The sequence below is a fragment of the Actinomyces massiliensis 4401292 genome (genome assembly GCF_000269805.1).
GTDB lineage: Bacteria > Actinomycetota > Actinomycetes > Actinomycetales > Actinomycetaceae > Actinomyces > Actinomyces massiliensis.
The window spans coordinates 60,819-86,935 of the sequence record NZ_JH711482.1 but is presented as its reverse complement, the minus strand read 5'-3'; the positions used below and the strand labels follow the sequence as shown (position 1 = coordinate 86,935).

Genomic DNA, 26,117 nt, shown 5'->3' with positions numbered 1-26,117 from the left:
TGCCAGTGCATTCAGCCCACCCGGTGAAGCCAGCGCACCGGTGCGCCGGCACCGGCATAACGGAAGGGCTCGAGCTCGTCGTCCCATGCCTGCCCCAGCGCGAGATCAAGCTGTCGACGCATGGCAGCGGGCTCATCGGCGTGTAAAAGGGCGGCCCGGATGCGGTCCTCGGGCACGACCACATTCCCGTGCACATCGGTCTGGGCATGGAAGATGCCCAGGTCGGGCGTGTGCGACCACCGGCCGCCGTCATTGCCCGGCGAGGCCTCCTCAGTGACCTCGTAGCGCAAGTTCGCCCATCCGCGCAGAGCGCTCGTCAGACGCGCGCCGGTACCGACCTGGCCGACCCAGCTCGTTTCGGCGCGCATCATCCCCGGAGCAGCAGCCTGCTCCGTCCAGTCAAGGTGGATACGGGCGCCGAGGACCTCGGCAGCCGCCCACTCGATGTGCGGGCACAGCGCACGTGGCGCAGAGTGCACGAAAAGTACACCGCGGGTGTAAGCACCGTTCACGATGGATCGCCTCCTGGTCGTTTCGAGATTCGTCTTCCCCAACGGTCTCGACACGAACCGGATGATCAACGTGATGCACGCGGCGTGCAGGCTCATACTGCCAGACGGCGGCAGCTAGGTCCAGGAAGGCACGCGACTCGCGCGCCGCGATCAACACGACGCACTCGCATGAGAACAGCGCCCGGCCCACATCTATCAGGGCACGGGCCGGGTTCCCGCTGTCCTCTTGCTTCGCCCGTCAGTTCAACGGCGGAAGATCATCCCAGGCACGTCGCGGGATCTCATTCTCCGGATGCTCCGGATCCTCAGCATCTTCGTCGGCGCCATCAACGGCATCGATAACATCGGCAACATCAACGAAAGGCTCGTCTGGACTCAGCACAACGTGCAGAGCGTTCTTACTGCTCCCACCACTCTCGCCCTGCTGGTCACCGCGACCCTCATCGCCCACGACATCCGACCTGACAGCATCCGAAGTCTCCGCAACCGCCGGCGAGTCGGCTCCATCGGCATTGTCACCTGCGAAAGCACTCCGCCAAATGGCCTCCTCCTCGCCCTCGAGGGAGGTCATGTCCTCAGGGCTCTCAGGGCTCTCGATACTCCCAGCGCCCTCGACGCGCTTGATGCCCTCAATGCCCTCAATGCGCTCACCGACGCCCTCAACGCGCTCGACAACGGGCGAGTCCGGAACGGGTACGGAATCGACGTCAACCAGGTCATGGGATGACGATGACGACGACACGGCGGGCCGCTGAAGAACGGGGAGCTCACCACGAATCACACGGATAACGCTGTCGATACTTTCGATACTGTCGATACTGCTACCGGACTCAAGGCCGGCGCCCTCAGAATCGGCCCCGTAGGCAGCGGCCTCAGGCCAGCCAGTCGGGGGCCCGGTGATAATCGCTCCACCGGAGGCGGCCTCTGCGAGCTCTTCGCGCCCACCACCGTCAGCATCCACAGGCACCGCAGCGCCATTCGCCCCCTGCGAGGCCGCCTCGGCCTGCCCCTCTTCTTCACCAGAGTCATCAGAGGCCGCTGCGTCCGCGACAGCCTCGGGGACCGGAGCGTCACTCCCGTCGCCACCGCTGCTCGAGCCGGCAACAGCTGCGATATCGGCAATGCCCTTGGGCTGCGCAGAGAAGCGCGCCCCATCATCGACAGTCCCGTCACCGTCGATGCCCGGAGCTGCGACCGAGACGATCTCGGCCTTCGTCACCGCACTCGGCTCGTCTCCGCCCTCGGCATCATCTGCGCTTCCGGTGCTGCCAGCGCTACCGGCAGCACCGGAAGTCCCAGTCGGATCGGCGCCGGGCGCATCCGGCGACACGGCCTCATCAGGTGTGGCTGCGTGCTCCCCATGCGTCACCGGATCCTTCTGAACGGAAATGCCCTCGGGAATCACGGCGTCAACCATGCGCCGCACCGCGGCGGCGGTCAGAGGATGCTGCGGCGGCTGGACGTCGAAACCACGGCTCTGCTCAACCTCCCACACACCGACGCCATCAACACCGGCCGTGGCGCAGGCCTTCTGGACGCGGGCCAGCCAATCGGCACGCTCGGCGTCGGAGCGATCGGACGCGTCCCGTCCCGTCTCCTCCATGATGAACGGCTTGCCGAGCGCGTGAGCGTAGCGCGTCAGCATGAGCAGGGCGTCCAGGGATTCCTGGTCATAGGCGTGAGTCGTGCACACATCGACCTCAACGAGGCTGTACACGGCCGTGATGTCCAGACCGGCCTCGGTGCCGTTTCCGTCCGCGGTGTGCTGGACGAAGCCCGCAGCGGCCAGCGGCCGATCCACGCCGGCGCGCCGCACCACTCGGGCCAGGCGCTGGTAGAAGGCGATGAGATCTTCGGCGCTATCGGCCTTCTCGTTGGGATCGTCGCCCCAGTCCACGTGAGGCTCGCCGGGCAGGGAGATGTAAATGACATGCTCGCTGGTGCCGTAGGTGCTCCCGGCGGGGAACGGACGCGTGAGCAGCGACGTGACGTAGGGCTCCCAGTCGAAGTCGGTCCGGTAAGGATTGCGTCCGGCCCTGATCGCCGCATCCCGGATGAAGGACAGGTCCAGGACGATGCCCATGCCCGCGTCCACGGCGGCGCGCGCTTTGGAGTCCATCTGCTCGTACTTGCGCTCGGGGTCGTCCACACAGTCCTCGAGGCTGGAGGCGATGACGTCGGTCAGACGCATGACGGTCACGCCCGTGTCCCGGGCTTCAGCGACCCATTCATCAGCGTCTTGCGCCCCCTGGGCGGAGGCGATGACGAGCTTGCGGCCCTGGTCGAAGCGGTCAGGACCATCCGGTGCGGGATGGTCGGGACCCGTGTGGGCCGAGTTCTCAGTAATCGGAGCGGCAGAGGCTTCGGGTGTTGGCGTAGCGGTCATCGGCCCGATCGTAACGGTTAGAACACGCCCGTGGCGGGAATTATGCCGCTTTCCCGCCATGCGCGTGGCGTCACGCCGGGAACCGCAGCGGATCCGCGTCCGGCCCGCCCAGCCTGCTCAGGCTGCTCAGGCCGATCCATGGCCAGAAGCCCATGTGCCCGGGAACCCGGGAAGTACTACGGAGGACGCCCGCTCTCAGACAGGCGCCGGCCACCCGCAGCGAGAAACCGCCGCACAGCGACCAACCGCGGCAAACAGGAGAAGCCCGACACGAGGTCGGGCTTCCGGCTGCTCCCGCGATTGGACTCGAACCAATAACCGTCCGATTAACAGTCGGATGCTCTGCCATTGAGCTACGCGGGAATGGCGCTTGGCGTGAGGTGAACTTTAGCAACCGCTCGTCGCCAACGTCGAATCGGTGAGCGAGCCCCGCGCAGTGCGATCACACGCATAGGTCAGGGTGTGGGAAGCCCCACACCGTCTCGGGCACGACGCTCCAGAGCGCCGAGGGCATCGACGTCATCGGCGCTGAGCGCCTGATCGTGCCCGGCCATCGGCGGATCGGTGACCGAGTAGAGGGAGCCATCGGCACGGCGCCGCACACTGGCCGTGGCGCGCCGACCGCTCGGCAGGGTCTCGCTGACATGGTGGATGATGGCCGCATCGATGCGCTGCCTAAGAGCCACGGCGAAGTCCTTCTCCGCAACCATCACGTCGCCATCCCGCCCCGCCTTCGGGATCCGCTCGGGTACGGACAGCACCAGCGGCTCGGCCTCGTGGAGCAGCTCGAGGGTGAAGGTGCGCTCCTCGGCGTCCCAGGTCCCGCGCGTCACGCCGTCCCACGTGCGAGTCGCGTCAACGCCGTCATCGTCGAGGATCACCAGACTCCCGGCGGTGGCCACGGCCCAGCGCCTCCCTTCCTCATCGAGGGGGACCGCTCCCAGAACCGCATCGGAACCGGGGACGAGCCCGGCCAGATGGGACGGCAGAGCAGCGCTGGGGGGACGACGGCGGAGCAGGCGCATGGCGGCAGGCTACCGGGAGGAGCGCGACGTACCGCGACATACCTCGCCATACCGAGGCATACCGCGACATACACGGATGCCGGCGCGAGGCGATCTCGAGCGGGGTCTTCGTGCGAGGATACGCCCATGGCATACCGCGACATCCGCATCATCGGCGACCCCGTCCTGCGCACGCAGTGCGAGTGGATCACGGACATCGACGACTCGGTCAAAGCACTGGTCGAGGACCTGCTCGAGACGGTTGACGACGACGGTCGCGCGGGGCTGGCCGCCAATCAGATCGGTGTGGGGATGCGCGCCTTCTCCTGGAACGTCGATGGACAGATCGGCTACATCCTCAACCCGAGGATCGACGAGCTGGACTTCGAGGAGTATCAGGACGGGGATGAGGGCTGCCTGTCCGTGCCGGGCCTGTGGTACCCGACCAGACGCGCATGGTATGCGCGGGCCGTGGGCATCGACCTGGACGGCAAGGAGGTGGTCGTGGAGGGCGAGGAGCTGATGGGCCGTTGCATCCAGCACGAGTGCGACCATCTCGAGGGGCACCTGTACCTGGACCGCCTCGACCGCAAGAACCGAGCCAAGGCCATGAAGGAGCTGCGCGCGCAGGGGTTGTAGAAGCCAGGGGCTGTAGAAGCCGTGAGGCGTTCTCGGCACTGGACGCTCAACGCCATCGCAGCCGCCCAACAACAGGCAGACGCTCTCCGTGGCAGGAGCGGTAGTCCGAATCAGCTGCACACACCTTGCCAGAGAATCTGCAATTACCCCACTGGAGAACCTGCAAACACCCAATCAGCGATAGTGCGCCGGTGTGGATACTCAGGCCATCACAGGGGCCGCCTACCTGCCCCGCACCGTCGATGGGCTCGTCGAACGAACTCTTCAGGCGGCCGGAGGCATCGTCCTGGAAGGGCCCCGCGGATGCGGTAAAACAATGACCGAGCTTAAGCACGCGAGCTCATACGTGCTGCTCGACTCCCCGGAGGCCCTCGCGGCGGCCGACATCGACCCGCGCATGCTGCTGGCGGGAGAACGCCCGCGTCTTCTCGACGAGTGGTAACTCGTGCCCCACCTGTGGAATCTGGCGCGCCGCGACATCGACTTCTCCCCCGAGCCCGGACGGTTCATCCTCACCGGCTCCGCGGTGCCCGCGGATGACGCCACCCGCCACACGGGCGCAACGCGCTTCATCCGGATCCGGCAGCGGACCATGACTTGGGCGGAGAAGACTCACGCTCTTCACACCGAAGGCGTTTCGCTGTCCGGCCTGTTTCAAGGCCATCAGCCCAAGGGCGACCTGACCACTGCACCGCTGAGCGGCATTGTGAGCGAGGTCTTGCGCCCGGGCTTCCCGGGCCTGATCGACGCCTCGCAGGAGATCGCCGTGCGCAGCCTGGTCAGCTATCTCCAAGACATCGCCTCGACCGATGTCAACAGGCTCGCGAATCTGCGCTCCAAACCCGTTGTCATTGAGCAGTTGCTTACCGCCCTGGCTCGTTAACCGCGGCTGAGGCGTCCATCGGAACACTTCGAAAAGATATCTCGCAAGTACTACCCGCACCGTCCGAAACCACCATGGCAAAGCTCCTGGAACTGCTTCGACGGGTCTTCGTTCTGGAAGCCTTGCCGGCATGGACGGGTGCCCTGCGATCCAAGGCCCGCTTGCGCCGTTCGCCCACGTACCATCTGGCCGACCCGGCACTCGCTGCAGCAGCGCTTCAAGCCGATGCTGCCCGGTTGACTGCAGACCTGAACACATTGGGAGTCCTGTTCGAGTCGGCGGTCATCCATGATCTCCTTGTTTACGCCAAGGCCATAGGAGGTCGTGTTTTCCGCTACCGCGACTCCAACAACCATGAAATAGACGCCGTCATCACCATGGCAGATGGCTCCTGGGGAGCAGTCGAGGTCAAGCTCGGCGGTGGACAGGTGGAACGTGGCAAGACGAGCCTGAACACCGCTATCGCCCAGATCAACGCCGATCCACCGGCCTTCCGCGCGGTCATCACCAGTACGGGGTTCACGGCAGTCCTGCCGAATGGAACCCTCACCTTCCCGCTCAGCGCTCTGCGGCCATAACGCACCGCCCCGCAAGAGCATCAACCATCGGCGAGCGCCCGGGTCACGGCGTCGGCCATGAGGCGGCCGCGCAGAGTCAGCACTGCACGGCCGGCCGTCGCAGCCCCCGCATCCAACAGGCCATCCGCGACGAGCTCGGCCACCACTGGCGTCGGCTCCGACGGCGAGCCCGGCTCACCCGCCTCCGTCCGGTACGCACCGTCGTCGTCTCCCGCCCGGGGCAACGACGCCAGATCAAGCCCTTCGCGCAGCCGAATCCCGAGCATCACCCGCTCCAGCTCACGGGCCTCCGCATCGATGACCTCATGCCCGGCCACCGGCAACCGGCCGCCGCGCACCTGAGTAGCCCACGCCACCGGGTGCTTGGTATTCCACAAGCGCACATCGCCCAGATGCGAATGCGCACCGGGACCCGCACCCCACCAGTCCCAATCGCGCCAGTACGCCTCATTATGCCGACATTCGAAACCGGGTCTGGCCCAGTTGGAGATCTCGTACCACTGGTATCCGGCCTCCGCCAGGGCAGCATCGGTCATCTCGTACTTCTCGGCCTCGTCATCGTCCTCGGGCATGGGCAGCTCGCCGCGACGAACCTGCGCCCACATCTTCGTGCCCTCCTCGATCACCAGCGCGTAGGCGCTCACATGGTCCGGCCCCATCTCCATGGCCGCATCCAGGCTCCGCCGCCAGTCCCCCATCGACTCCCCCGGCGCCCCGTAGATGAGGTCCAGTGAAGTCGCCAACCCGACTCGGCGAGCCCAGCGGACCACCCGCGGCACCCGCTCCGGCCGGTGCGAGCGATCCAGCACCTTCAGCACATGCGGCACCGCCGACTGCATCCCGAAGGACACCCGCGTGAATCCCGCCTCCACCAGGGTAGCCAGATAGCGCTCATCCACAGTCTCCGGGTTCGCCTCCGTCGTCACTTCCGCACCCTCGGCCAGCCCCCACGTCTCGCGCACCATCCCAACCATCTGCGCCAGATCGCCGGCCGGCAGCATCGTCGGAGTCCCCCCGCCCAGGAACACGGTCCGCGCAGCCCGGCGCGGCAATCCCGCCCGGTCCATGGCGACGCGAGCCAAGGACAGCTCCCCGGCCAGCGTGCTCGCATAGTCCGACGCCGACGCCCCCTGCCCCATCGCGAGGTTCGTATAGGTGTTGAAGTCGCAGTAGCCGCACCGCACCCGGCAATACGGCACATGCAGGTACACCGAGAACGGGCGGGCGCCTGTTCGACCGGTCCCGTCAGCCGCTCCGGCGAGAAGGCCGTGCGGGGCCGCCCGCACCTCGTCGGGCAACTCCCCCATGCCCGGAAGAGGCCCCCCATCAGGCTGTGCCGGAGTCACGGCGCTGCGCTCCCGGGCCGCGTCGAACTGCCGGCCCGACCTCCCGCAGCACCTGCGCGCGCCACCGCGCTCACCGGGCGCTCACCGGGCTGAAGCTCCGGAGCTCTCAGCCGCTAGCAGCCGGTCGACCGCACCCACGGCTATGTCCAGGCGCTGCGCGAAATCACCACTGACCTCCACGACTTCGACGCCATGCGACTCCAGCAGAGCGCGCAGCCCCGCATCGGCATCCTCGCGCTCATCGCCGAAGAGGCGAGTGCCGTCATCCACCCACGGCACATCAGGCGTCAGGTAAAGGACGAGATCGTAATCCTGCAGCCGGGCGATCTCGTCGATGATGCGCTGGTGGAAGCCCTCGTAGAGCCGGGAGTAGTTCTGGGTGACCAGAGCCTCAGTATCCACGAACAGCACCTTGCGAGCGCGCTTCCTGGCCTCATAGACCGCGAGATACTGGGCCATGGCGATGCGCGGATAATCCTCGAGGAGAGTGTCATTGTCCCCGACCTGGTCCAGGAGGGTCCGCTTGTACTCACCGACGTACTCGGTGTTGTAGTACATGGCCAGGTTGCGAGCCAGCACGGTCTTTCCGGTGGACTCCGGACCCACCAGCACGACCTTCTTGACCAGGAAGGCGCGCACGACCGTGGGGATCATCTCCCAATGACGCAGAGCTCCCTCGGCACGGATCTGGGCCGAGGAGACCGGATGGAGCCTGCGATCCGGCTGGATCAGCACGCGCTCGGCACCGGGATAGAGCTCTTCGAAAGCGGCATCGTCCTCCGTTCCGGAGAAGAACACATGCGTGATCGATGTACCGAGCCTCTCCATGATCGCCTCTGCACCCGCGGCCCGGTCCGCCTCGTCGTCCCCTGTGCAAGGCAGGTGCACAGCATGAATCTGCACATGCGGGTGATCCAGGAAGATGGCGCGCAGCCACCGCTCTCGATACCGGGAGGGGAAGAAGTGCAGACGCGCGTTGCGGTAGAGGTGGTCCCACTCCCAGGCGTCATCGGTGGCCACGACGACGTGCAGGGCATCGACCATGGCCGACGCCCGCACGATGGCCGCAATATGGCCGCAGTGCAACGGCGAGAACCTATCCGCGAAGATGCCGATGCTAGGCATGCGTCGCCTCCTCGGCGACCGGCATGGTCTCGCATTCAGTCGTGGTGCTCATCATCCAGAACGTTCCTCTCCTCAAGCTCCATCACGTGCATTCCACTCAGCGCCGTCACGCTGAAGGGCCTGAAGCAGCGGCTCGCGCAGCTCGGGACGCCACGGCATATCGGTACGCACAGCGCACAGATCCCGGATGACGCGGCCCGCCTGCACCCCCTTGTCCTCAAAACGGGTCATCACCCGTCCGGTGAAGCGCTCCGACCAGCCCCCGCGCGCGCCCGCCGGAGATCCCGGATCCGGTCCATTGCCGAGACTCCCCTCCACAGCAGAGTCGGCCCCCAGCTCGGGGCGGGCACCGGCATCGTCATAGCGGAAGTAAGGCTCAGTCATGTCCGGCTCCATGCCGACGGGCAGAGCGGACACGGCTTCGAGGACATCGCGCATCTGCCAGGCGTAATCCGCCCAGTCGGTGGCCAGCCGCCACGCGCCCCCGGGGCGCAGCACCCGGGCCACAGAATCGGCGAAGCCGGCACTGACCAGCCGCCGCTTGCGGTGACGGGGCTTGCGCCAAGGATCGGGGAAGAAGACCCATACCTCGCTCACCGAGGCCACCGGCAGAGCCGTGGCGAACAGTTGGGCGGCGTCGGCCGGCACGATCCGCACGTTGTGCAGCCTCCGCTTGGCCGTCTCGCGCACGATCTTGGCGATCGCGGTCTCCCACACCTCAACAGCCAGGTGGTCCACGCCCGGGTTGGCGGCAGCGTGCGCCAGAATCGCCTCCCCGCCTCCGGATCCGACCTCGACGACGAGCGGGCGCAGCTGACCCGGATGGCCGAAGACGGCCTCGGGATCCAGGCGGAACGAGCCGGCCACTGTCCGAATGGCATCAGCGCGCGGGACACTCACGATATAGCGGCCGCCGTGCTCCGCCAGGGCGCGCGCCTGACCATCGGTCAAACGCCCGCCGGCCCGGGAGAAGGAGCGCACACGGGAATGAATGGCGTGGGATCGGGCGGGATGGTTCTGGGGCATGGTTCGTCCTGTCGAGTCTTAGCCGACCTGTTCATGAGCCGCGGCTCGGACGTACTTCTTCGTGTAAGGGGCGATGACGCAGTTGCCGAAGATCTCGGAGTTCAGCAACGCCTGGGCGTCGCGCGGGTCGTGATGGGCGAACCAGCGCGTGCAGGTCACGCGGTGCCCCGGGGAGGAGACGACCCGGACCTCATCACCAGTGCGCACCGCGCCCTCGGACAGGACCGACAGATAGACGCCGACCCGATTCCGCGCCGAGAAGACCTCCACCCAGTCGGCACGGCCCACTCCGCGGGCGAAGGTCGGGCAGGGGTTGCGCACACCGGTCACGCGCACGCGCACGCCATCATCCGCAGGATCGCCGAATGACAGGATCGCGCCGAGCTCGACGTCGTCGATGCCACCGAGCTCACCGGGGATGATCAGGATGTTCTCCCCCAGCCGGCCGGGCTCGATCCCGCCGAGCACCCGGCTCCAGTGCGCCTGCTCAGCGGCGTCCATGACGTAGAGGGCCTTGAGCTCGCCGCCGTGATGGGCCCTGTCACCATGGGCGTCACCGGCCAGACCTGTACGCGTGACCTCGACCGGCCCGTCGACCGCCGCCTTGCAGATGGCGGACTCGCCCGCCTCACCGGCGTCGGGGCGCATGCGCGCCACCACGCAGATCGGACCGAGAGTCCCGACGAGGTCGCCGTCGCGGAAGGGCGAGGGCTCGTCGGCGTGCCGCCCATCCGCTCCGGCGTGAGGCAGATTCAGGTCCCGCGCGAGGGGAAGCCCACCCAGGCTCGCACCGTCATCGCTCATCGCCGCCTCCACGCTCCCGGAGGCGGTCGGGACGCCGTCACTCTGCTGGTCGGTCATGGTTCCCTCCATAGATCCACTGCTCCACTGGTCGTTGGCAGGATCACAGTCCGCCGCAGTCGGGATGCCCACTGGCAGCCCGGCTCGCTCTCACCTGATATCACTTCTTGTCTCTGCCGGTGGGCTGGTCGGCGCCGAGGGCTGCGACGAAGGCCTCTTGGGGCACATCCACCCGACCGATGGCCTTCATGCGCTTCTTGCCCTCCTTCTGCTTCTCCAGCAGCTTGCGCTTGCGGGAGATGTCCCCGCCGTAGCACTTGGCCAGCATGTCCTTGCGCAGAGCGCGGATGGTCTCACGGGCGATGATGCGCGTGCCGATGGCGGCCTGCACGGGCACCTCGAACTGCTGACGCGGGATAAGCTCCTTCAGACGCTTGGTCATCATGACGCCGTAGGAGTAGGCACTGTCCTTGTGGACAATGGCGCTGAAGGCGTCGACCTTGTCCCCGTTGAGGAGGATATCGACCTTGACCAGGTTCGCGCTCTGCTCGCCGTCCATCTCGTAGTCCAGGGAGGCGTAGCCCCGGGTTCGCGATTTCAGGGCGTCGAAGAAGTCGAAGACGATCTCCGCCAGCGGCAGTGTGTAGTGCATCTCCACGCGCGTCTCGGACAGGTAGTCCATCCCCTTCATGCTGCCGCGCCGCGACTGGCACAGCTCCATGACCGTGCCGACGAACTCGGAGGGGGTCAGGATCGTCGCCCGTACGACTGGTTCGCTCACATCCAGGACCTTGCCCTCGGGGAACTCGCTCGGATTGGTCACCGTGTGCACGCTGCGGTCCTCCAGGGTGACCTCGTAGACCACCGACGGAGCGGTGGAGATGATGTCGAGGTCGAATTCGCGCTGCAGGCGCTCGCGGATGATCTCCAGGTGCAGCAGACCCAGGTAGCCGCAGCGGAAGCCGAAGCCGAGCGCCACCGAGGTCTCCGGCTCATAGGTCAGGGCGGCGTCGTTGAGCTTGAGCTTGTCCAGGGCGTCGCGCAGGGCCGGGAAGTCGGATCCGTCCACGGGGAACAGGCCGGAGAAGACCATGGGTTTGGGGTCCTGGTAGCCGGCCAGCGGCTCGGCCGCCGGCTTGGAGGCCGTGGTGACGGTGTCTCCGACCTTGGACTGACGCACATCCTTGACCCCGGTGATGAGGTAGCCGACCTCGCCCGCCCCCAGGCCGCTCGATGGCGAGGGCTCGGGGCTGATGACGCCGATCTCCAGCAGGTCGTGAACGGCCCTGGTGGACAGCATCTCGATGCGCTCGCGGGGTTTGAGGGCACCATCGACGACGCGCACATAGGTGACCACGCCGCGGTAGGTGTCGTAGACCGAGTCGAAGATCATGGCGCGGGCGGGGGCCTGCGGGTCACCGCTGGGGGCGGGAACGGTCTGGACGATCCGATCCAGCAGCTCGGGCACGCCCTGCCCCGTCTTGCCCGAGACGTGCAGGATGTCCTCGACATCGCATCCGATGAGGGAGGCGATCTCCTCGGCGTGCCTCTCCGGCTCGGCGGCGGGCAGGTCGATCTTGTTCAGGACCGGGATGATGGTCAGGTCGCCCTCGATGGCCATGTAGAGGTTCGCCAGGGTCTGGGCCTGGATGCCCTGCGCAGCATCGACCAGGAGGACCGCTCCCTCGCAGGCGGCCAGGGAGCGGTTGACCTCGTAGGAGAAGTCGACGTGCCCGGGGGTGTCGATCATGTTGAGGGCGTAGGCGCGCTGCTCGCCGTCGGCGTCCTCGACCGCCCAGGGCATGCGCACCGCCTGGGACTTGATGGTGATCCCGCGCTCGCGCTCGATGTCCATGCGATCCAGGTACTGGGCGCGCATGTCACGGGGCTGGACCACTCCCGTGGCCTGCAGCATGCGGTCGGCCAGCGTGGACTTGCCGTGGTCGATGTGCGCGATGATGCAGAAGTTGCGCAGGCGCGCCTGCTCGGTCGCCGCGGGCTGGATGCTGCTCATCTGCTCTGGCGTGGGGATCGGTGGCACGTGAATCGGTTCCTGGCTCTTCCTCAAGGGGCGTGGGTCTGGGCGCAAGTGTCCCACGAAGCCGGCTCCCCGCCCCAGCCCGTGGGACCGGGACCGCTTGACGTGGCGCCCGCGGCACCCGACGATGGCACCGAGATTTTTCCAGCGCTCCGGCTTTCGCTACCCCGCATACGCGCGTCTGCGCCTGCTATCCCGCCCTTTTGAGGAGACCCCGTGACCGCCTTCCTGGCCCAAATGGTCATGTTCGTTATTCTTGCTCTCATCGGCGGCCTCGTCACGTACTTCTTGCAGAGGACCAAGCGAGTGGAGGCAGACCGGATCACCCAGCCCGCATCTCTTGGGACCCCTGGGAGCCCAGCACAGGCAGCCCAGACCATGAACGTGGCCAGACAGCGCCCGTCGGGCCTGGTCATGGGCCTGTCCACCTACTTCCTGGTACCGGCCGTCGTCCTTGCGCTCATCGGCATCTTCATTCCGGACAACATCGCCAAGGTCGGCATGGTGCTCATCGGCCTGTTGACGGCGGCAGTCGGCCTGTACGTACTGCAGTGCTACCGGAACTGCTCCTTGGTGGACGGACCGAACGTCACGATCCTCACCGACTGGCGAGGCCGGGAGACCCAACTGCGTCACAACGAGATCACCCAGTATTACTACATGCCCCAGTATTACTACATGCCCCACCAGCACACGGTGGTGGTCAGGGACGTGCACAAGAAGAAGCACACCATCAACCTCTCCTGGTTCTCCACCCCGATGCTGGGCCTGCAGGTGGCCCGCATGGAGGCCGAGGGGCGCTTCGCCGGCAAGAACATGGGCAGGCCGAACAAGGTGGCCAACCGCATCCAGACCGCGGAGTGGTCCTTCCGCATCACGCTGCCGGACGGACTCAAGGAGGTCCTGGCAATGGGCCCCGGCTCCTACCCGGCGAGGTTCCAGCGCGACCCCGCCGCCCCTGCGGGCCAGGGCTGGGCGGGCCCGGAGTACGAGCGCTGGCTGGCCGGCCTGAATGCCGCCATGGGCTCCTGAGCGCTCACCGCCGGGGAGTCTGCGGCCCTGCCACAGCGCAGCACCACAGCCTGCGACTTGCGTCAGGAGCGACCCGTCCCTACCGTCCCGGGAGTGACGACAACGACGACACCGCCCGGCTCCGCCCCCACCGCCAACCGCGTCCCCAGCGGCCCGCTCGGACCCGACGCACCCGGCTACACCGCGCCCAACCCCGGCGAGGACATGCCGCGCGAGACGATCCTGCCAGCCTTCTTCGGACGCTTCGGCGGCCAGGAGGTCCCCGACTTCCTCCTGCCGGCCCTCGACGAACTCGAAGAGGCCTTCACCCGGGCCGTCGCCGACCCCACTTTCCTTGCCGAATTGGATGAGCTGCGCGCCACCTACCTGGGCCGCCCTACCCCCATCTACGAGTGCCGTAACTTGCCGCTGGACGGCGGAGCCCGCATCGTCCTCAAGCGCGAGGACCTGGTGCACGGCGGCGCGCACAAGGGCAACAACGCCCTGGGACAGGCGCTTCTGGCCAAGCGCATGGGCAAGAAGCGCCTCATCGCCGAGACCGGGGCAGGACAGCACGGCACTGCGACCGCCATGGTGGCGGCGCTCATGGGCATGGAGTGCACCATCTACATGGGCGCGCACGACGTCGCCCGCCAGCGCCCCAACGTGGAGCGCATGGAGCTCATGGGCGCGACCGTCACACCCGTGACTCAGGGCAGCGCCGGTCTCAAGGATGCTGTGGACGCGGCCCTGTCGCAGTGGTGCACCCAGCTTGAGGACACCTTCTACGTCCTGGGATCGGCCACCGGCCCGCACCCCTTCCCCACGCTCGTGCGCTACTTCCAGGCCGTGATCTCCGCGGAGTCCCGCCGGCAGGTCAGTGAGCGCTTCTCCCGCCTGCCCGACGCCGTCGTCGCCTGCGTGGGCGGGGGCTCCAACGCCATCGGCGCCTTCGCCTCCTACATCGACGACGACGCGGTCGCCCTGGTGGGTGTCGAACCCGCCGGCAAAGGCCTGGACACGCCCTTCCACGGCGCACCCATCTGCGCGGGACGCACCGGAGTCCTGCACGGCACCCGCTCCTACGTGATGCTCTCCGATACCGGCGAGGTCCTGCCCTCGCACTCGGTGTCGGCCGGCCTGGACTACCCCTCGGTGGGACCCGAGCACGCCCATCTGGCCGACACCGGCCGGGCGACCTACGTGGGCGTCACGGATGAGGAGGCGGTCGAGGCCTTCGGCCTGCTCAGCCGGCACGAGGGCATCATCCCGGCCATGGAGTCCTCCCACGCCGTCGCCCAGGCCCTGAAGATGGCGCGCGAGCACGCGAGCGCCGGCAACGACGCAGGCAACACAGGCAATACAGACCATGCAGACCGTGACAAGGAGCTCTTGATCCTGGTCAACCTGTCGGGCCGCGGGGACAAGGACATGGACGAGGTGCGCGATCACCTGAGTTGAGGGCCTGCGCGCTCCAGGGGGCCTCCCTTATGCACGTGAAAATCAGTTCACGCGAGATCCAGGTGAGGCTAACCTGAGCGGCGTGATGGACCGACTCTCCGATCTGCCCCTGGGCTGGACCCTTCTCGCTTTCTGGTGCTTGGCGATGACTCGCTCCAATGGCGCGTACTGGATCGGCCGGGGCATCGCCGCCGGTACCTCCATGTCGCGCTTCGCCAAGCTCCTGGACTCTCCGCTCTACCAGCGCGCCCAGGCCATGGCCGCACGCTGGGGCGTGCTGGCGGTCCCGCTGAGCTTTCTGACCGTGGGCGTGCAGACCTTCGTCCAGATCTCCGCCAGGGTCACGCGGATGCCCCTGCGCCGCTACCTTCCGGCGGTGGCATTGGGCAGTGCCATATGGGCACTGATCTACGGCTCCATCGGGATGGCGGTGATCCTGGCCTGGTTGGAGACGGGCGGGCACTGGCCGCCTGTACTGCTGCTCCTCGCCGTGGTCACGGCACTGGTGGTGATGCACCGCAGGCGCCGGAGGCCTGCGAACCCCGGTTCGAAGAGTCGCACGGTTTCAAGCCCTTCCGGGTAGCGTGACAAACCCCGCGCACGGCATTCAATTCCCTCATTTCATTCATCGCGATCAGTACGCGGGTCGCGCCGTCTCACATCCAGAGCAGATTTTGGACGCCGGAGCACAGCGCTCTACGCTCCACACCATGACCGTGTTGAGAGTGTTCTGCACCCCCCAGTGGTGGTGGCTCCCCGATGGGCGAGCCACCCGCGCCGCGTGAGCGGAACACGATCCTCAGAGCTCGCCATCAGGCGGGCTCTTCGCGTGTTCGGAGGCGAGTCCTGGTGGCACCAACGGGAAGGCACCCCATGACATCCTCTCCACCGACGAAGCCGGCAGGACCGGCAAAGCCTACAGAGGCTACAGGGCCTACTGGGCCTACTGGGCCTACTGGGCCTACTGGGTTTACAGGGCTTACGGTGCTGACACGCCCGGTGGGCTACCACGGCGACGGCGGGCTGCTGCTCGAGCGCCTCGCCCGCAACGGCCTCATCCGCACAACCGCCGATCACGCCTCCGCCCAGCGCCCCCTGGACGCCGTCCTGCTGGAGAGCGCCGACATCGCCACCAAGACCTCGCGCACCACCATCGCCGTCCTGGAGGCATCCACCCGGCTGACCTGCACCGGGGAGACCGTGACCATCGAGCCCCTCCCCCAGGCGGCCGCCGATGGCGAGGCCGCCCTGGCCCGCCTGCGCGCCGCCTTGAGCGAGTGCATCACCAGCGACGTCCCCGCCTCATCGACCACCCCGGCGGCCCTCACGTTGAGCATTCCCGCTGCTCCTGACGACCGCTCCCTGGAAGAACGAGAGCGCCTGACGGCCCGCTCCACCATTGAGCCGCTCAAGATCCTGGCGAACGCTCAGGTGGACCATCCCCACCTGCCGCTGGTGGCCGGCGTCGTCGCCTTCGACTACCTGGCCACCTTCGAGACCCTCCCGGATGTGGCGATGGGGGCCAACACCTGCCCCGACTACCTCTTCTACGACGCGCGCATCATCCTGGTCATCGACCACCCCACGCGCGAGGCCACCCTCGTGGGGGCCTCCGTTGATGCGGAGGACCTCGCCTCTCGCATGGACGTACTGGCCGCCGCCATCGACGCTGCCGCCGTCGGAGACTCCACCGACTCCGACCGGCCGGCCGGCGCGCCCGCGAGCGCTCCGGGTGCCGTCATGCACGCCGCTCCCACTGTCTCCGACGCCGGCTTCGCCGCCACGGTGGAGAAGATGAAGGAGGCGATCACCGCCGGGGAGATCTACCAGGTCGTGCCCTCCCGCGGCTTCGTCCTCCCCTGTCCCGATGCCCTGGCCGCCTACCACCAGCTGCGCGAGACCAACCCCAGCCCGTACATGTTCTACATCGGCGCCCCGGGCTTCGAGCTGCTGGGAGCCTCCCCCGAGTCGGCCCTGCTGCACTCGGCGGCCACCGGACAGGTCGCCATCCGTCCCATCGCGGGCACTCGGCCGCGCGGCCTGGCGCCCGGCGGAGGCATCGACCATGAGCGGGACATCCGCCTGGAGCTGGAACTGCGCACGGATCCCAAGGAGGTCGCAGAGCACGTCATGCTGGTCGATCTGGCCCGCAACGACGTCGCCCGGGTGAGCGTGCCCGGCACTCGCAAGGTCGGCGACCTGCTGCGCGTGGACCGCTACAGTCGTGTCATGCATCTGGTCTCCGAGGTCAGCGGACAGCTCGACCCGGACCTGGATGCGCTGGACGCCTTCCGCGCCTCCATGACCATGGGCACTCTCACCGGCGCCCCCAAGCTGCGCGCAGCCGAACTCATCCGCACCGCCGAGGGCGTGCGGCGGGGCTCCTACGGCGGGAGCGTCGGGTACATCCGCGGAGACGGCGAACTCGACACCTGCATCGTCATCCGCTCGGCCTTCGTATCGGAGGGCCGGGCACTCGTGCAGGCCGGCGCCGGTGTCGTCGCGGACTCGGTGCCCGCCATGGAGGCCGCCGAGAGCGTTCACAAGGCCAGTGCGGTGCTCACCGCCATCGCCGCCTCCCAGGGCGCCCGACTCGTCATCGACGCCGAGATCGCCGGGGCGGCCGGAGGCGAGATCGCCGGAGCGGCCGTGCCCACTGCTGGTAGGGAGGCCTGAGATGCGCGTCATCCTGCTCGACAACCGCGACTCCTTCGTCTACAACCTCGTCGATCAGTTCGCCGTGCTCGGTGCCGGCATTGAGGTCTACCGCAACACGGTGCCCGCCGCCAGAGTCCTGAAGGCCCTGGAGCCCACCCGTGAGGAATCCGCTCACGGGGAGCGGCCGGTACTGGCCCTGTCGCCCGGGCCCGGGCATCCGCGCACCAGCGGCTGCCTCATGGAACTGGTCATCACGGCCCTGGCCGACTCCATCCCGACCCTCGGCATCTGCCTGGGGTTCCAGGCGATCGTCGAGGCCTGCGGGGGCGACGTGGACCGGGTGGGCCCCGTCCACGGGCGCTCGGTGCGCGTGGCGCTCACGGAGGCGGGGCGCGCCGATGCCGCCTTCGCCGTTCTGCAGGGCGAGCCCCTGGACGTCGCCCGCTACCACTCCCTGGGCACCCGCGAGCTCCCGCCGACCCTCACCTGTCTGGCACGCACCATCGAGATGGACGGGGCGGGCATCGTCATGGCCGCCCGCCACACCACGGCCCCGGTGGTCGGCATGCAGTTCCACCCCGAGTCCGTGCTCACCCCCTACGGTCCGGGGATTCTGCGCGCCGTCACCGACGACCTCGCTGCCGCCCGCGCCCGAACGACCTGAGCCGCGGCCTTGAACGCTCGTCGCCGCGAATCATCACGGATCACACCAGCCTTGAAGCCATGAGGAGAAAGACCATGACCCCCGCACCCGCCGAGAACAACGCCATGCATACTGGGCATACCGGGCATACCGGGCATACCGGAAGTACTGACAGCAGTGCGACGGCCCCGGTGGCCGGTACCGAGGACGCGCACCGCCTGCTGCGCGCCGTCATTCAAGGCGAGAGACTGACTCAGGAGGAGACCGGCGTCGTCTTCGCCGCCCTGGGCGCGGGCGACCTGTCCGAGGCCGAAACCGCCGCCCTGCTGGCAGCCCTGCACTCGCGCGGGGAGACCCCCGACGAGGTCGCCGGGGCGGCCAGCGCCTTCAGGCATGCCGCCCGCCCCTTTCCCGCGGTGACCTTTCCGCTGGTGGACGTCGTGGGAACCGGGGGCGACGGCACCGGCACCATCAATATCTCCACCGGCGCCGGAATCGTGGCGGCCTCCATGGGGATCTCGGTGGCCAAGCACGGCAACCGAGCCGTGTCGTCCAGAACGGGCGCCGCCGACGTGATCGCCGCGCTCGGCCTGCCCCTGGACCTGAGCCCGCAGGAGGCGGTGGAGATCCTGGCCCGGGACCACTTCACCTTCCTGTTCGCCCAGGCCTACCACCCGGCCATGAAGCATGTGGCGCCGATCCGCAGAGCGCTGGCCACTCCCACGATCTTCAACGTGCTGGGCCCCCTGCTCAACCCCGCCCACCTGACCTACCAGCTCATGGGGGTGTGGGACCCCGCCATGCTGGACATGATCGCCGAGGCCATGGTGCGCCTGGACCGCAAGCGCGCCCTCGTCGTCCACGGCGCCGGCACCGACGAGATCGCCGTGCACGGAACCACGGTGGTGCGGGAGGCCACTCCCCGGGGCGTCAAGGCCTATGAGATCACGCCCGAGGAGCTGGGAGTCCGCCGCTGGGATCTGTCCGACGTGCTCGGCGGGGAGCCGGCCGAGAACGCCCGCCTGCTGCGAGAGGTCTTCGCCGGGGGCGGCGAGCCCGCCCACCGCGATGCGATCGCCGTCAACGCCGGCGGACTGCTGTACTTGGCGGGACCGGCCGACAATCTGGCCGACGGCACTCGCATGGCTCTGGAGCAGCTGGCCAGTGGTCGTGTGGCCGAGCATCTGGAGGCGATGACCAAGGTGCCCGAGGTACCGGTGACCAAGGACCCAGCGACGAGCACGGATGCTCGTCGAGCGGCCATCAACACTGACAGCACCGACAGCACCGCCGGCGCGCAGGAGCAGGTCCGATGACCGGCCCCGGCACCTCCGCGGACGGGCGCCCCGAGCGCCGGAGGATCGACGAGCGCCTGATCGTGTCAGGCACGGTCCTGGACTCCATCGTCGAGGCGCGCCGCCGGCGCATCCCGGAGATGCAGGAGCGCTTCGGCCACCTGAGGCAGGCGGACCTGCCCCCCTCGGAGCGCTCCCTCGCCGAAGCCCTGCGCACCCGAAGCGGCGCGAGCGCCGCGCCCCAGCCGGCTCTCATCATGGAGTGCAAGGCCGCCTCGCCCTCGCGCGGCACGCTTCGCTCCGCCTACGACCCGGCAGCGCTGGCCCGGGCCTACACGCCCTGGGCCTCGGCCGTCTCGGTGCTGACCGAACCGGACCGGTTCAACGGATCCTTCGACGATCTGGCGGCGGTGCGCGCCGTGGTGGACGTCCCGGTGCTGTGCAAGGACTTCATCGTCGACCCCGTCCAGGTGCTCGCCGCCCGCTCACTGGGTGCGGATGCGATCCTGCTCATGCTGTCGGTGGTTCCCGACGACGTCTACGCCGAGTTGGCTGAACTCGCCGAGCAACTGGGCATGGACGTCCTCACGGAGGTCTCCACCCATGAGGAGATGCACCGGGCCGCCCGCCTGGGCGCCGCCGTCATCGGCATCAACAACCGCGACCTGCGCACACTGGCCACCGACATCGCTCGCACTGAGGAGTTCGCGCCCCTGGCTCCCCCCGGAGTGGTGCTGGTGGGCGAGTCGGGCGTGGAGACGGCTGGAGACGTGCGCCGTCTGGCCGGGCTGATCGACGCCCTGCTCGTCGGCTCGGCGCTGTCCAGCGCCCCGGACCCCGCAGCGGTCGCCCGGAGCCTCGCCACTGCCGTGCCCGCGCCCGATGGCTCGCCCGACTCACCGGCCGCAGGAGCCGGGAGCAGGACCGCCCGGCACCTCGAGTACGAGGACGTACCCATTGCTGAGGGCAGTTCCGCCCCGACGGCGCCGGGTTCAACAGCAGCGGAGCACGGAGGGGAGGCGCGTGAGCACGCCGGCCATAGCCACCCTCGGCTTCCCGCCTACTTCGGCGCCTACGGCGGACAGTTCGTGCCCGAGCTGCTGGTGCCAGCCCTTGACCAGCTCGAGGACGCCTTCATCGAGGCGCAGGCCGACCCAGCCTTCACCGCCGAGCTGGACGAGCTCCTCACCCGCTACCTGGGGCGGCCCACCCCCGTCACCGAGCTGCACAACCTCCCTCGTCACGGGAATGCCCGCATCTTCCTCAAGCGCGAGGATCTCGTGCACGGCGGCGCTCATAAGGGCAACCAGGTGATGGGGCAGGCGCTCCTGGCCAAGCGCATGGGCAAGACCCGCATCATCGCCGAGACCGGGGCGGGACAGCACGGCACCGCCACCGCCATGGTCTGCACACTGCTCGGGCTGGAGTGCACCATCTACATGGGAGCCACGGACGTCGTGCGCCAGGCGCCCAATGTTGAGCGCATGGAACTCATGGGGGCGCGGGTCGTGCCCGTGGCCTCCGGCGCGGGCACCCTCAAGGACGCCGTCAACGAGGCGCTGCGCGATTGGACGGCCTCATTCGCCACCACCCACTATCTGCTGGGCACGGCCGCGGGCGCCCACCCCTTCCCCACCATCGTCCACGAGTACCACCGGTGCATCTCGCGCGAGGCGCGCGCCCAGATGCTCGACCTGACCGGTCGCCTGCCGGACGAGGTCATCGCCTGCGTGGGCGGCGGGAGCAATGCGATCGGCATGTTCAGCGAATTCATCGACGATGACGGCGTGGGCCTGATCGGCGTCGAACCCGCCGGAGAGGGCCTGGACACGCCCCGCAACGGCGCGCCCATCAACAACGGCACCGTCGGCATTCTGCACGGGGCGCGCTCCTACCTCATGCGCACTCCCGAGGGGCAGGTCGAGGAGTCCTTCTCGGTGTCCGCGGGCCTGGACTACCCCGGCGTCGGGCCGGAGCACGCCTGGCTGGCCGACACCGGGCGGGCCCGCTACGTGGGCATCACCGATGACGAGGCCGTCGAGGCCTTCCAGCTGCTGAGCCGCTGGGAGGGGATCATTCCGGCCCTGGAGTCCGCCCACGCCCTGGCCCAGGCCCTCAAGATCGCCCGGGCCACGCCGTCGGACGCGCCCGCGCCGCACCTGCTCGTGTGCCTGTCCGGGCGGGGCGATAAGGACCTCGATCAGGTCCGCATGCGGCTGGGCGGGTCGTTCTCCTCCGACTCGGCGGTGGCACGGGCCGCGGCCATGGTCGAGCAGATGGGCAAGCGCACCGAGTATCTGGCCATGACGAAGCAGGAGGGCTGAGATGTCCCGCTATCCCGAGATGTTCGCGCGCCTGGCCGACGCCGGTCAGGGCGCCTTCGTGCCCTTCGTCATGGTCGGCGACCCCACCCCGGCGATCTCCGAAGCGGTCATTGAAGCACTCATCAATGGTGGCGCGGACGCCCTGGAGCTGGGCATCCCCTTCTCCGACCCGGTGGCCGACGGGCCCACCATCCAGCGCGCCCACATCCGGGCGCTTGAAGCGGGCGCGGACTTCTCCGCCTGCCTGGAGGTGGTCTCCCGAGTGCGGGAACGCCACCCCGGGCTTCCCATCGGCATGCTCATCTACGGCAATGTGCCCTTCGCCGTGGGGCTGGCGGAGTTCTACACCCGGTGCGCGGACGCGGGCATCGACTCGGTGCTGCTGCCCGACGTGCCGGTGCGCGAGTCGCCCGCCTTCTCCGCCGCCGCCGAGGCGGCCGGGATCGACGCGGTCTACATCGCCCCGCCGTCGTCGTCTGACCAGACACTGGACGCGGTGGCCGCCTCCTCGCGTGGCTATGTCTACGCCGTCTCGCGCGTCGGCGTGACGGGCACCGAGCAGGCGTCCTCCACCGTCGGCCTGACCGAATCGGTGACCCGGCTGCGCGCCGACGCCGCGGCCCCGGTCATGCTGGGCTTCGGCATCTCGAGGCCCGAGCAGGTCGCCGAGGCGATCGCGGCCGGTGCGGACGGGGCGATCAGCGGCTCGGCGACCGTGAAGATCGTCGAGGCGCACGCCCCGGTGCTGCTCACCGCCAGACCCGACTCGCCCGAGCACGACGCCGAGCTGGAGGCGCTGACAGGGGAACTGCGCGATTTCGTCGCCGCGATGAAGGCCGCGGCCATCCGCCCGGCCGGCCAGTAGGACGCCACGTCGCGCCCGAACCGATCTCGGCGCGGAGAACGACCGATCTCGCGGCGGAACTCGACCGATCTCGGCGTCAGGGGCGGGTCAGGACGTCGTCGAGCGTCACCGCACCGGTGCGCAGGGCCACCAGGACGAGCTGTACGCGGTCGCGCGAACCGGTCTTGGACAGCAGGTGGGAGACATGGGTCTTGACCGTCGGCATGCTCAACCACAGCCGGTCGCAGATCTCCTGGTTGGTCAGGCCCGCGGCGACCAGCCGCAGCACCTCCTGCTCGCGCCCGGTCAGGTCCACTGGCAGCGGCGCGGCACCGGCAGCCCGTGCCGCGCCCACCTCGCGATTCCCTCCGATGCGACCCGAGCGCATGGCGGTCAGCAGCCGGCGAGTCGGTCCGGGCGAGATGACCGAATCCCCGGCGTGCACGGTACGCACCGCCTCGATGAGTCGGGGAGGCGGGGTGTTCTTGAGCAGGAAACCGGCGGCCCCGGCCTCGATAGCGCCCAGTACGTAGCCGTCAGTGTCGAAGGTGGTCAGGATGACGATACGGCCCTGAGCTCCAGCCTCAACCAGACGGCGCGTAGTGGCCAGGCCGTCCAGGCCGGGCATCTGGATGTCCAGGAGCAGCACGTCCACAGGGTCGCTCTGCGTCCGCCGCAGGGCCTCGTATCCATCGGTGGCCTGCCAAACCACCTCCATGTCGGCCTGGGCACCCAGGAGCATGGCCAGCCCCGCGGTCAGCAGCGGCTCGTCATCGGTCAGGCCGATGCGGATCACGCTCATATGCTCACGCATCCCCTCTACTCGCAGCGGCCGCCGGCACGCTCATGCGCACCCGCCATCCGCCCTTGGCCGTAGGGCCGACCTCCAAGCTCCCGCCGACATCGGCGAGCCGTTCCTCCATGGAGGCCAGGCCCGTGCCTTCACGACCCTCGCGGCCCCCGCGGTGCGTGTCCGCAGGCTCCTCGCCGTCCCCATGAAGCCCGGCCCCGGGCGAGGCTGCATCGGCAGCACCAACAGCACCAACAGCACCATCCGAATAGCTCTCTTCGTTCTTCTCATTGGTGACAACGGCCTCGAGAGCGTCGCCCACGGTCAGCGCAACGGTGGTAGGGGCGCCGGCGGCGTGCCGCATGACGTTGGTCAGGGCCTCCTGCACGCCGCGGTAGACGGCCCGACCCACCTCGGGGGCGACGTCGCCCGTCTGCGACAGCGACAGGCTCACCGGCAGGCCGGCTCGTCGGGCGCGGGCGATCAGGACGGGCACCTCCTCCAGCCCGGGCGAGGCCTCGCCGACAGGCGCGAGGACCGCTTCAGCATCTCTACCCGCCGGCATCGCGCCCGGGCGAACCGCGACCGTCGTCCTGTCGACGTCCTCAATGCCCTCAATGCCCTCGATGCCCTTGGTGTCCTCGACGGCGGGCGGAGGATCCTCATCGGTCCGCAGGACGTCGACCAGGGCGCGCACCTCATCCACAGCCCGGCGGCTGATCTCCCCGATGACCGCGAGTGCGGCGTCGGCAGCGCCAGGATCGGAAGCCAGGACCGCCCGGGCCCCGGCGGCCTGCATGCCGATGACCGACAGGGAGTGTCCCACCAGGTCGTGGACGTCGCGGGCGATGCGCTGGCGCTCCTGCACCACGGCCAGCCGGCGCTCAGTGTCCTGCTGCGCCCGGAGGATCTCAGCCCGTTCCAAGGCCCGCTCGACGCGCTCGCGCGCCCGGCGCCGCGAGGCGCCGACGAGCGCCGTCACCGAGACCAGCGCCCACCCGGTGACGATCGGGATGATCAGACGGTTGACGGAACCCCCTGTCGCCTGAGGATCAATGGTCTCGCCGGCACGGCACGCGGCCGGCACCAGGCCGGCATAGATCAGGGCGAGCAGGACGAGGTTCCAGGGCCGGCGCATGCGGCTCTGCGTAGTCTCGGCGGCGAGCAGGCAGGATACGAGCGCCAGGACCGATGCATCGGCGAAGACAGCCAGGTGGACGGTCAGCGCCGCTCCGATGACGCAGACGGAGTAGGTGGGGGCGAGCGGATGCAGGCGCCGCAGCGCAATCGCCGTGCAGCACACGACGGTGATGCCGTAGAAGACGACTATTGCCGCGGACCCGTCGGCCCCTTCGAACCCGCTGAGTCTCGACGTGCCGAGCGGATTCGCCATGGAGAAGAACCCCAAGAGGACGGCGAGAAGGACGTCCGCCATGTCGGGCCGATCCCAGCCGTCGGGCAGCCGCCCGAATCGCCCGACGGTGCGTGTCATGGCCGGCCTGCTCATAGCCAGACCGTATCGGCGGCTGGATGGCCGGTACGTCATACCCAGGTATGAGGACGGCGCCGTCAGGGCGTGCAGAGATCAGGCCGCGGCCTGACGCCCCGGCGCCCGATCCTGATGAGGCTTGCGTCATGAGCACCACCCGCCTTGAACCACCTCACGCATCGCCTCAGGCCCCGTCCTCCGCGTCATCCGTGCCCTCCGGGCCTTCCGCACCATCCGTGACGTCTCCGGCACACCCGACTTACGCAGCGGCGCCGTTCACAGCATCCTCATCCTCGTCGCCCTCGGTATCCGGTCCCACCATCGTCACCACCAGCGGCCTGACCAAGACCTTCAGCGACCGCCGCGGCACCCGTACCGTCGTCGACTCGCTCAACCTGGTCGTGCCCCGCGGCGCCGTCTACGGCTTCCTCGGCCCCAACGGCTCGGGCAAATCGACGACCATGAAGATGCTGCTGGGCCTCCTGGCCCCCACCAGCGGCGACATCGCCCTGTTCGGCACCCCTCTGGAGCGCCGCAGCCGTGGCGCCCTGATGTCGCGCACCGGCTCCATGATCGAGCAGCCTCCCGGCTACGGGCACCTCACGGGCGCGGAGAACATGCGGATTGTGCAGAAGATGCTGGGCCTGTCCGATAGGCAGGTCGACCGCGCGCTGGCCCTGGTGCGTCTGAGAGAGCACCAGGACCGGCTCGTGCGCACCTACTCCCTGGGGATGAAGCAGCGCCTGGGCATTGCCATGGCTCTGGCACGGGAGCCCGAGCTGCTCGTCCTGGACGAGCCGACCAACGGCTTGGACCCCGCCGGTATCGAGGAGATCCGCCGCCTGCTCGTCGAGCTCGCCGCCCAGGGCGTGACGGTCATGGTCTCCAGCCACCTGCTCGACGAGATCGACCGCATGGCCGACATGCTCGGCATCCTGTCCGCCGGACGCCTGGTCTTCCAGGGCACGCGGGCCGAGCTCATGGAGCGCTCCGTGCCCGACATGCTGGTGGTGACCCCCACGCCCCAGGCGGTGCTGAGCATCGAGATCCTGGGAGGGCTCGTGCCCGCGAGCGGACCGGGCGCCGCCACGCGCATCCGCCAGGGCGTGCGCGTGCCGGGATTGAGCCCCGACGGCGCGGCCGAGCTCATCCGCCGCCTTGTGAGCGCTGGAGTAACAGTCCATGAGGTGCGTCGGGAATCCCAGAGCCTGGAGGACATCTTCATGGATCTGACCGGTGGGGCGGGAGTGCTGTGATGAGTATC

23 protein-coding genes and 1 tRNA gene are annotated in these 26,117 nt (G+C 68.5%); 13 read left to right on the top strand and 11 right to left on the bottom strand.

Annotated elements, in window-relative coordinates; genetic code table 11:
* Positions 1–11 precede the first annotated feature (11 nt).
* The 4 genes from W5W_RS0108830 to W5W_RS0108810 all read right to left on the bottom strand — a co-directional run bounded on the left by W5W_RS0108830 (position 12) and on the right by W5W_RS0108810 (position 3,923).
* Positions 12–512 carry a DUF3145 domain-containing protein gene (locus W5W_RS0108830; protein WP_008729620.1) on the bottom strand — a complete coding sequence of 167 codons (501 nt, stop codon included), beginning with the start codon at positions 510–512 and terminating at the stop codon, positions 12–14.
* A gap of 238 nt (positions 513–750) precedes the next feature.
* Positions 751–2,898 (bottom strand): hypothetical protein, encoded by a 2,148-nt coding sequence (locus W5W_RS0108820; RefSeq protein WP_017195143.1) that lies wholly within the window; start codon positions 2,896–2,898, stop codon positions 751–753.
* A 291-nt stretch (positions 2,899–3,189) separates the two neighbouring features.
* Positions 3,190–3,261: transfer RNA gene (locus W5W_RS0108815), tRNA-Asn, on the bottom strand.
* Between the two features lie 92 nt (positions 3,262–3,353).
* Entirely contained in the window at positions 3,354–3,923 is a 570-nt protein-coding gene (locus tag W5W_RS0108810) for a hypothetical protein (RefSeq protein ID WP_017195142.1), read from the bottom strand.
* A 126-nt stretch (positions 3,924–4,049) separates the two neighbouring features.
* Here W5W_RS0108810 and def point away from each other — a divergent pair, with 126 nt between their 5' ends.
* The 4 genes from def (at position 4,050) to W5W_RS16695 (ending at position 6,002) form a co-directional block, all read left to right on the top strand.
* Positions 4,050–4,541, top strand: coding sequence for a peptide deformylase (gene def, locus W5W_RS0108805; protein WP_017195141.1), 492 nt, complete (start codon positions 4,050–4,052; stop codon positions 4,539–4,541).
* A gap of 193 nt (positions 4,542–4,734) precedes the next feature.
* Positions 4,735–4,983, top strand: a complete 249-nt coding sequence (locus W5W_RS16120; protein WP_154650310.1) for a hypothetical protein — start codon at positions 4,735–4,737, stop codon at positions 4,981–4,983.
* 3 nt (positions 4,984–4,986) lie between these two features.
* Positions 4,987–5,424: an ATP-binding protein gene (locus W5W_RS16700; protein ID WP_238533316.1), complete on the top strand. Its 438-nt coding sequence runs from the start codon at positions 4,987–4,989 to the stop codon at positions 5,422–5,424.
* A gap of 74 nt (positions 5,425–5,498) precedes the next feature.
* Positions 5,499–6,002: a DUF4143 domain-containing protein gene (locus tag W5W_RS16695; RefSeq protein WP_238533315.1), complete on the top strand. Its 504-nt coding sequence runs from the start codon at positions 5,499–5,501 to the stop codon at positions 6,000–6,002.
* 20 nt (positions 6,003–6,022) lie between these two features.
* Here the strand turns inward: W5W_RS16695 and hemW are convergent, their stop codons facing one another.
* The 5 genes from hemW to lepA form a co-directional block, all read right to left on the bottom strand.
* Positions 6,023–7,348: a radical SAM family heme chaperone HemW gene (hemW, locus tag W5W_RS0108795; protein ID WP_029574207.1), complete on the bottom strand. Its 1,326-nt coding sequence runs from the start codon at positions 7,346–7,348 to the stop codon at positions 6,023–6,025.
* 81 nt (positions 7,349–7,429) lie between these two features.
* Positions 7,430–8,473, bottom strand: coding sequence for a multifunctional transcriptional regulator/nicotinamide-nucleotide adenylyltransferase/ribosylnicotinamide kinase NadR (nadR, locus tag W5W_RS0108790; RefSeq protein ID WP_017195139.1), 1,044 nt, complete (start codon positions 8,471–8,473; stop codon positions 7,430–7,432).
* Positions 8,474–8,545: 72 nt separating this feature from the next.
* Complete coding sequence (gene trmB / locus W5W_RS0108785) at positions 8,546–9,499, bottom strand: tRNA (guanosine(46)-N7)-methyltransferase TrmB (RefSeq protein WP_017195138.1); 954 nt, start codon at positions 9,497–9,499, stop codon at positions 8,546–8,548.
* 18 nt (positions 9,500–9,517) lie between these two features.
* Positions 9,518–10,360: an MOSC domain-containing protein gene (locus tag W5W_RS0108780; RefSeq protein WP_050980391.1), complete on the bottom strand. Its 843-nt coding sequence runs from the start codon at positions 10,358–10,360 to the stop codon at positions 9,518–9,520.
* A 100-nt stretch (positions 10,361–10,460) separates the two neighbouring features.
* Positions 10,461–12,341 carry a translation elongation factor 4 gene (gene lepA / locus W5W_RS0108775; protein ID WP_017195136.1) on the bottom strand — a complete coding sequence of 627 codons (1,881 nt, stop codon included), beginning with the start codon at positions 12,339–12,341 and terminating at the stop codon, positions 10,461–10,463.
* Positions 12,342–12,554: 213 nt separating this feature from the next.
* Here lepA and W5W_RS0108770 point away from each other — a divergent pair, with 213 nt between their 5' ends.
* The 8 genes from W5W_RS0108770 to trpA all read left to right on the top strand — a co-directional run bounded on the left by W5W_RS0108770 (position 12,555) and on the right by trpA (position 22,595).
* Positions 12,555–13,370 (top strand): hypothetical protein, encoded by an 816-nt coding sequence (locus tag W5W_RS0108770; RefSeq protein WP_008729654.1) that lies wholly within the window; start codon positions 12,555–12,557, stop codon positions 13,368–13,370.
* Positions 13,371–13,463: 93 nt separating this feature from the next.
* The gene (gene trpB, locus W5W_RS0108765) at positions 13,464–14,810 is read left to right on the top strand and encodes a tryptophan synthase subunit beta (RefSeq protein ID WP_008729624.1); all 1,347 of its coding nucleotides are present in this window, start codon (positions 13,464–13,466) and stop codon (positions 14,808–14,810) included.
* Positions 14,811–14,892: 82 nt separating this feature from the next.
* A complete protein-coding gene (locus W5W_RS0108760) occupies positions 14,893–15,393 on the top strand; it encodes a DedA family protein (protein ID WP_029574205.1) in 501 nt (166 codons plus the stop codon).
* Between the two features lie 290 nt (positions 15,394–15,683).
* Positions 15,684–17,486: an anthranilate synthase component 1 gene (locus W5W_RS0108755; RefSeq protein ID WP_029574204.1), complete on the top strand. Its 1,803-nt coding sequence runs from the start codon at positions 15,684–15,686 to the stop codon at positions 17,484–17,486.
* 1 nt (position 17,487) lies between these two features.
* A complete protein-coding gene (locus W5W_RS0108750) occupies positions 17,488–18,132 on the top strand; it encodes an anthranilate synthase component II (protein WP_008729652.1) in 645 nt (214 codons plus the stop codon).
* A gap of 74 nt (positions 18,133–18,206) precedes the next feature.
* Positions 18,207–19,427 (top strand): anthranilate phosphoribosyltransferase, encoded by a 1,221-nt coding sequence (gene trpD / locus W5W_RS14845; protein ID WP_017195133.1) that lies wholly within the window; start codon positions 18,207–18,209, stop codon positions 19,425–19,427.
* Positions 19,424–21,730 carry a tryptophan synthase subunit beta gene (gene trpB, locus W5W_RS0108740; protein ID WP_017195132.1) on the top strand — a complete coding sequence of 769 codons (2,307 nt, stop codon included), beginning with the start codon at positions 19,424–19,426 and terminating at the stop codon, positions 21,728–21,730. The genes trpD and trpB (W5W_RS0108740) overlap by 4 nt, the downstream gene beginning before the upstream one ends.
* A gap of 1 nt (position 21,731) precedes the next feature.
* Complete coding sequence (gene trpA, locus W5W_RS0108735) at positions 21,732–22,595, top strand: tryptophan synthase subunit alpha (protein ID WP_017195131.1); 864 nt, start codon at positions 21,732–21,734, stop codon at positions 22,593–22,595.
* A gap of 76 nt (positions 22,596–22,671) precedes the next feature.
* Here trpA and W5W_RS0108730 read toward each other — a convergent pair whose 3' ends face one another.
* Positions 22,672–23,388, bottom strand: coding sequence for a response regulator (locus W5W_RS0108730; RefSeq protein WP_017195130.1), 717 nt, complete (start codon positions 23,386–23,388; stop codon positions 22,672–22,674).
* On the bottom strand, positions 23,381–24,856 hold the full coding sequence (locus tag W5W_RS0108725) for a sensor histidine kinase (RefSeq protein WP_017195129.1): 1,476 nt from the start codon (positions 24,854–24,856) through the stop codon (positions 23,381–23,383). The genes W5W_RS0108730 and W5W_RS0108725 overlap by 8 nt, the downstream gene beginning before the upstream one ends.
* Before the next feature lie 143 nt (positions 24,857–24,999).
* Between W5W_RS0108725 and W5W_RS0108720 the strand changes: the two genes are divergently transcribed.
* The gene (locus W5W_RS0108720; RefSeq protein ID WP_017195128.1) at positions 25,000–26,109 is read left to right on the top strand and encodes an ABC transporter ATP-binding protein; all 1,110 of its coding nucleotides are present in this window, start codon (positions 25,000–25,002) and stop codon (positions 26,107–26,109) included.
* Positions 26,110–26,117: the final 8 nt, after the last annotated feature.

Coding starts and splice junctions, on each gene's coding strand:
- nadR (WP_017195139.1), bottom strand. CDS start 8,473: ATGCCTAGCATCGGCATCTTCGCGGATAGGTTCTCGCCGTTGCACTGC.
- W5W_RS0108725 (WP_017195129.1), bottom strand. CDS start 24,856: ATGACACGCACCGTCGGGCGATTCGGGCGGCTGCCCGACGGCTGGGAT.
- trpD (WP_017195133.1), top strand. CDS start 18,207: ATGACCCCCGCACCCGCCGAGAACAACGCCATGCATACTGGGCATACC.
- W5W_RS0108820 (WP_017195143.1), bottom strand. CDS start 2,898: ATGACCGCTACGCCAACACCCGAAGCCTCTGCCGCTCCGATTACTGAG.
- W5W_RS0108810 (WP_017195142.1), bottom strand. CDS start 3,923: ATGCGCCTGCTCCGCCGTCGTCCCCCCAGCGCTGCTCTGCCGTCCCAT.
- W5W_RS0108730 (WP_017195130.1), bottom strand. CDS start 23,388: ATGCGTGAGCATATGAGCGTGATCCGCATCGGCCTGACCGATGACGAG.
- trmB (WP_017195138.1), bottom strand. CDS start 9,499: ATGCCCCAGAACCATCCCGCCCGATCCCACGCCATTCATTCCCGTGTG.
- W5W_RS0108780 (WP_050980391.1), bottom strand. CDS start 10,360: ATGACCGACCAGCAGAGTGACGGCGTCCCGACCGCCTCCGGGAGCGTG.
- W5W_RS0108720 (WP_017195128.1), top strand. CDS start 25,000: ATGAGCACCACCCGCCTTGAACCACCTCACGCATCGCCTCAGGCCCCG.
- W5W_RS16695 (WP_238533315.1), top strand. CDS start 5,499: ATGGCAAAGCTCCTGGAACTGCTTCGACGGGTCTTCGTTCTGGAAGCC.
- trpB (WP_017195132.1), top strand. CDS start 19,424: ATGACCGGCCCCGGCACCTCCGCGGACGGGCGCCCCGAGCGCCGGAGG.
- trpA (WP_017195131.1), top strand. CDS start 21,732: ATGTCCCGCTATCCCGAGATGTTCGCGCGCCTGGCCGACGCCGGTCAG.
- def (WP_017195141.1), top strand. CDS start 4,050: ATGGCATACCGCGACATCCGCATCATCGGCGACCCCGTCCTGCGCACG.
- W5W_RS0108755 (WP_029574204.1), top strand. CDS start 15,684: ATGACATCCTCTCCACCGACGAAGCCGGCAGGACCGGCAAAGCCTACA.
- W5W_RS0108750 (WP_008729652.1), top strand. CDS start 17,488: ATGCGCGTCATCCTGCTCGACAACCGCGACTCCTTCGTCTACAACCTC.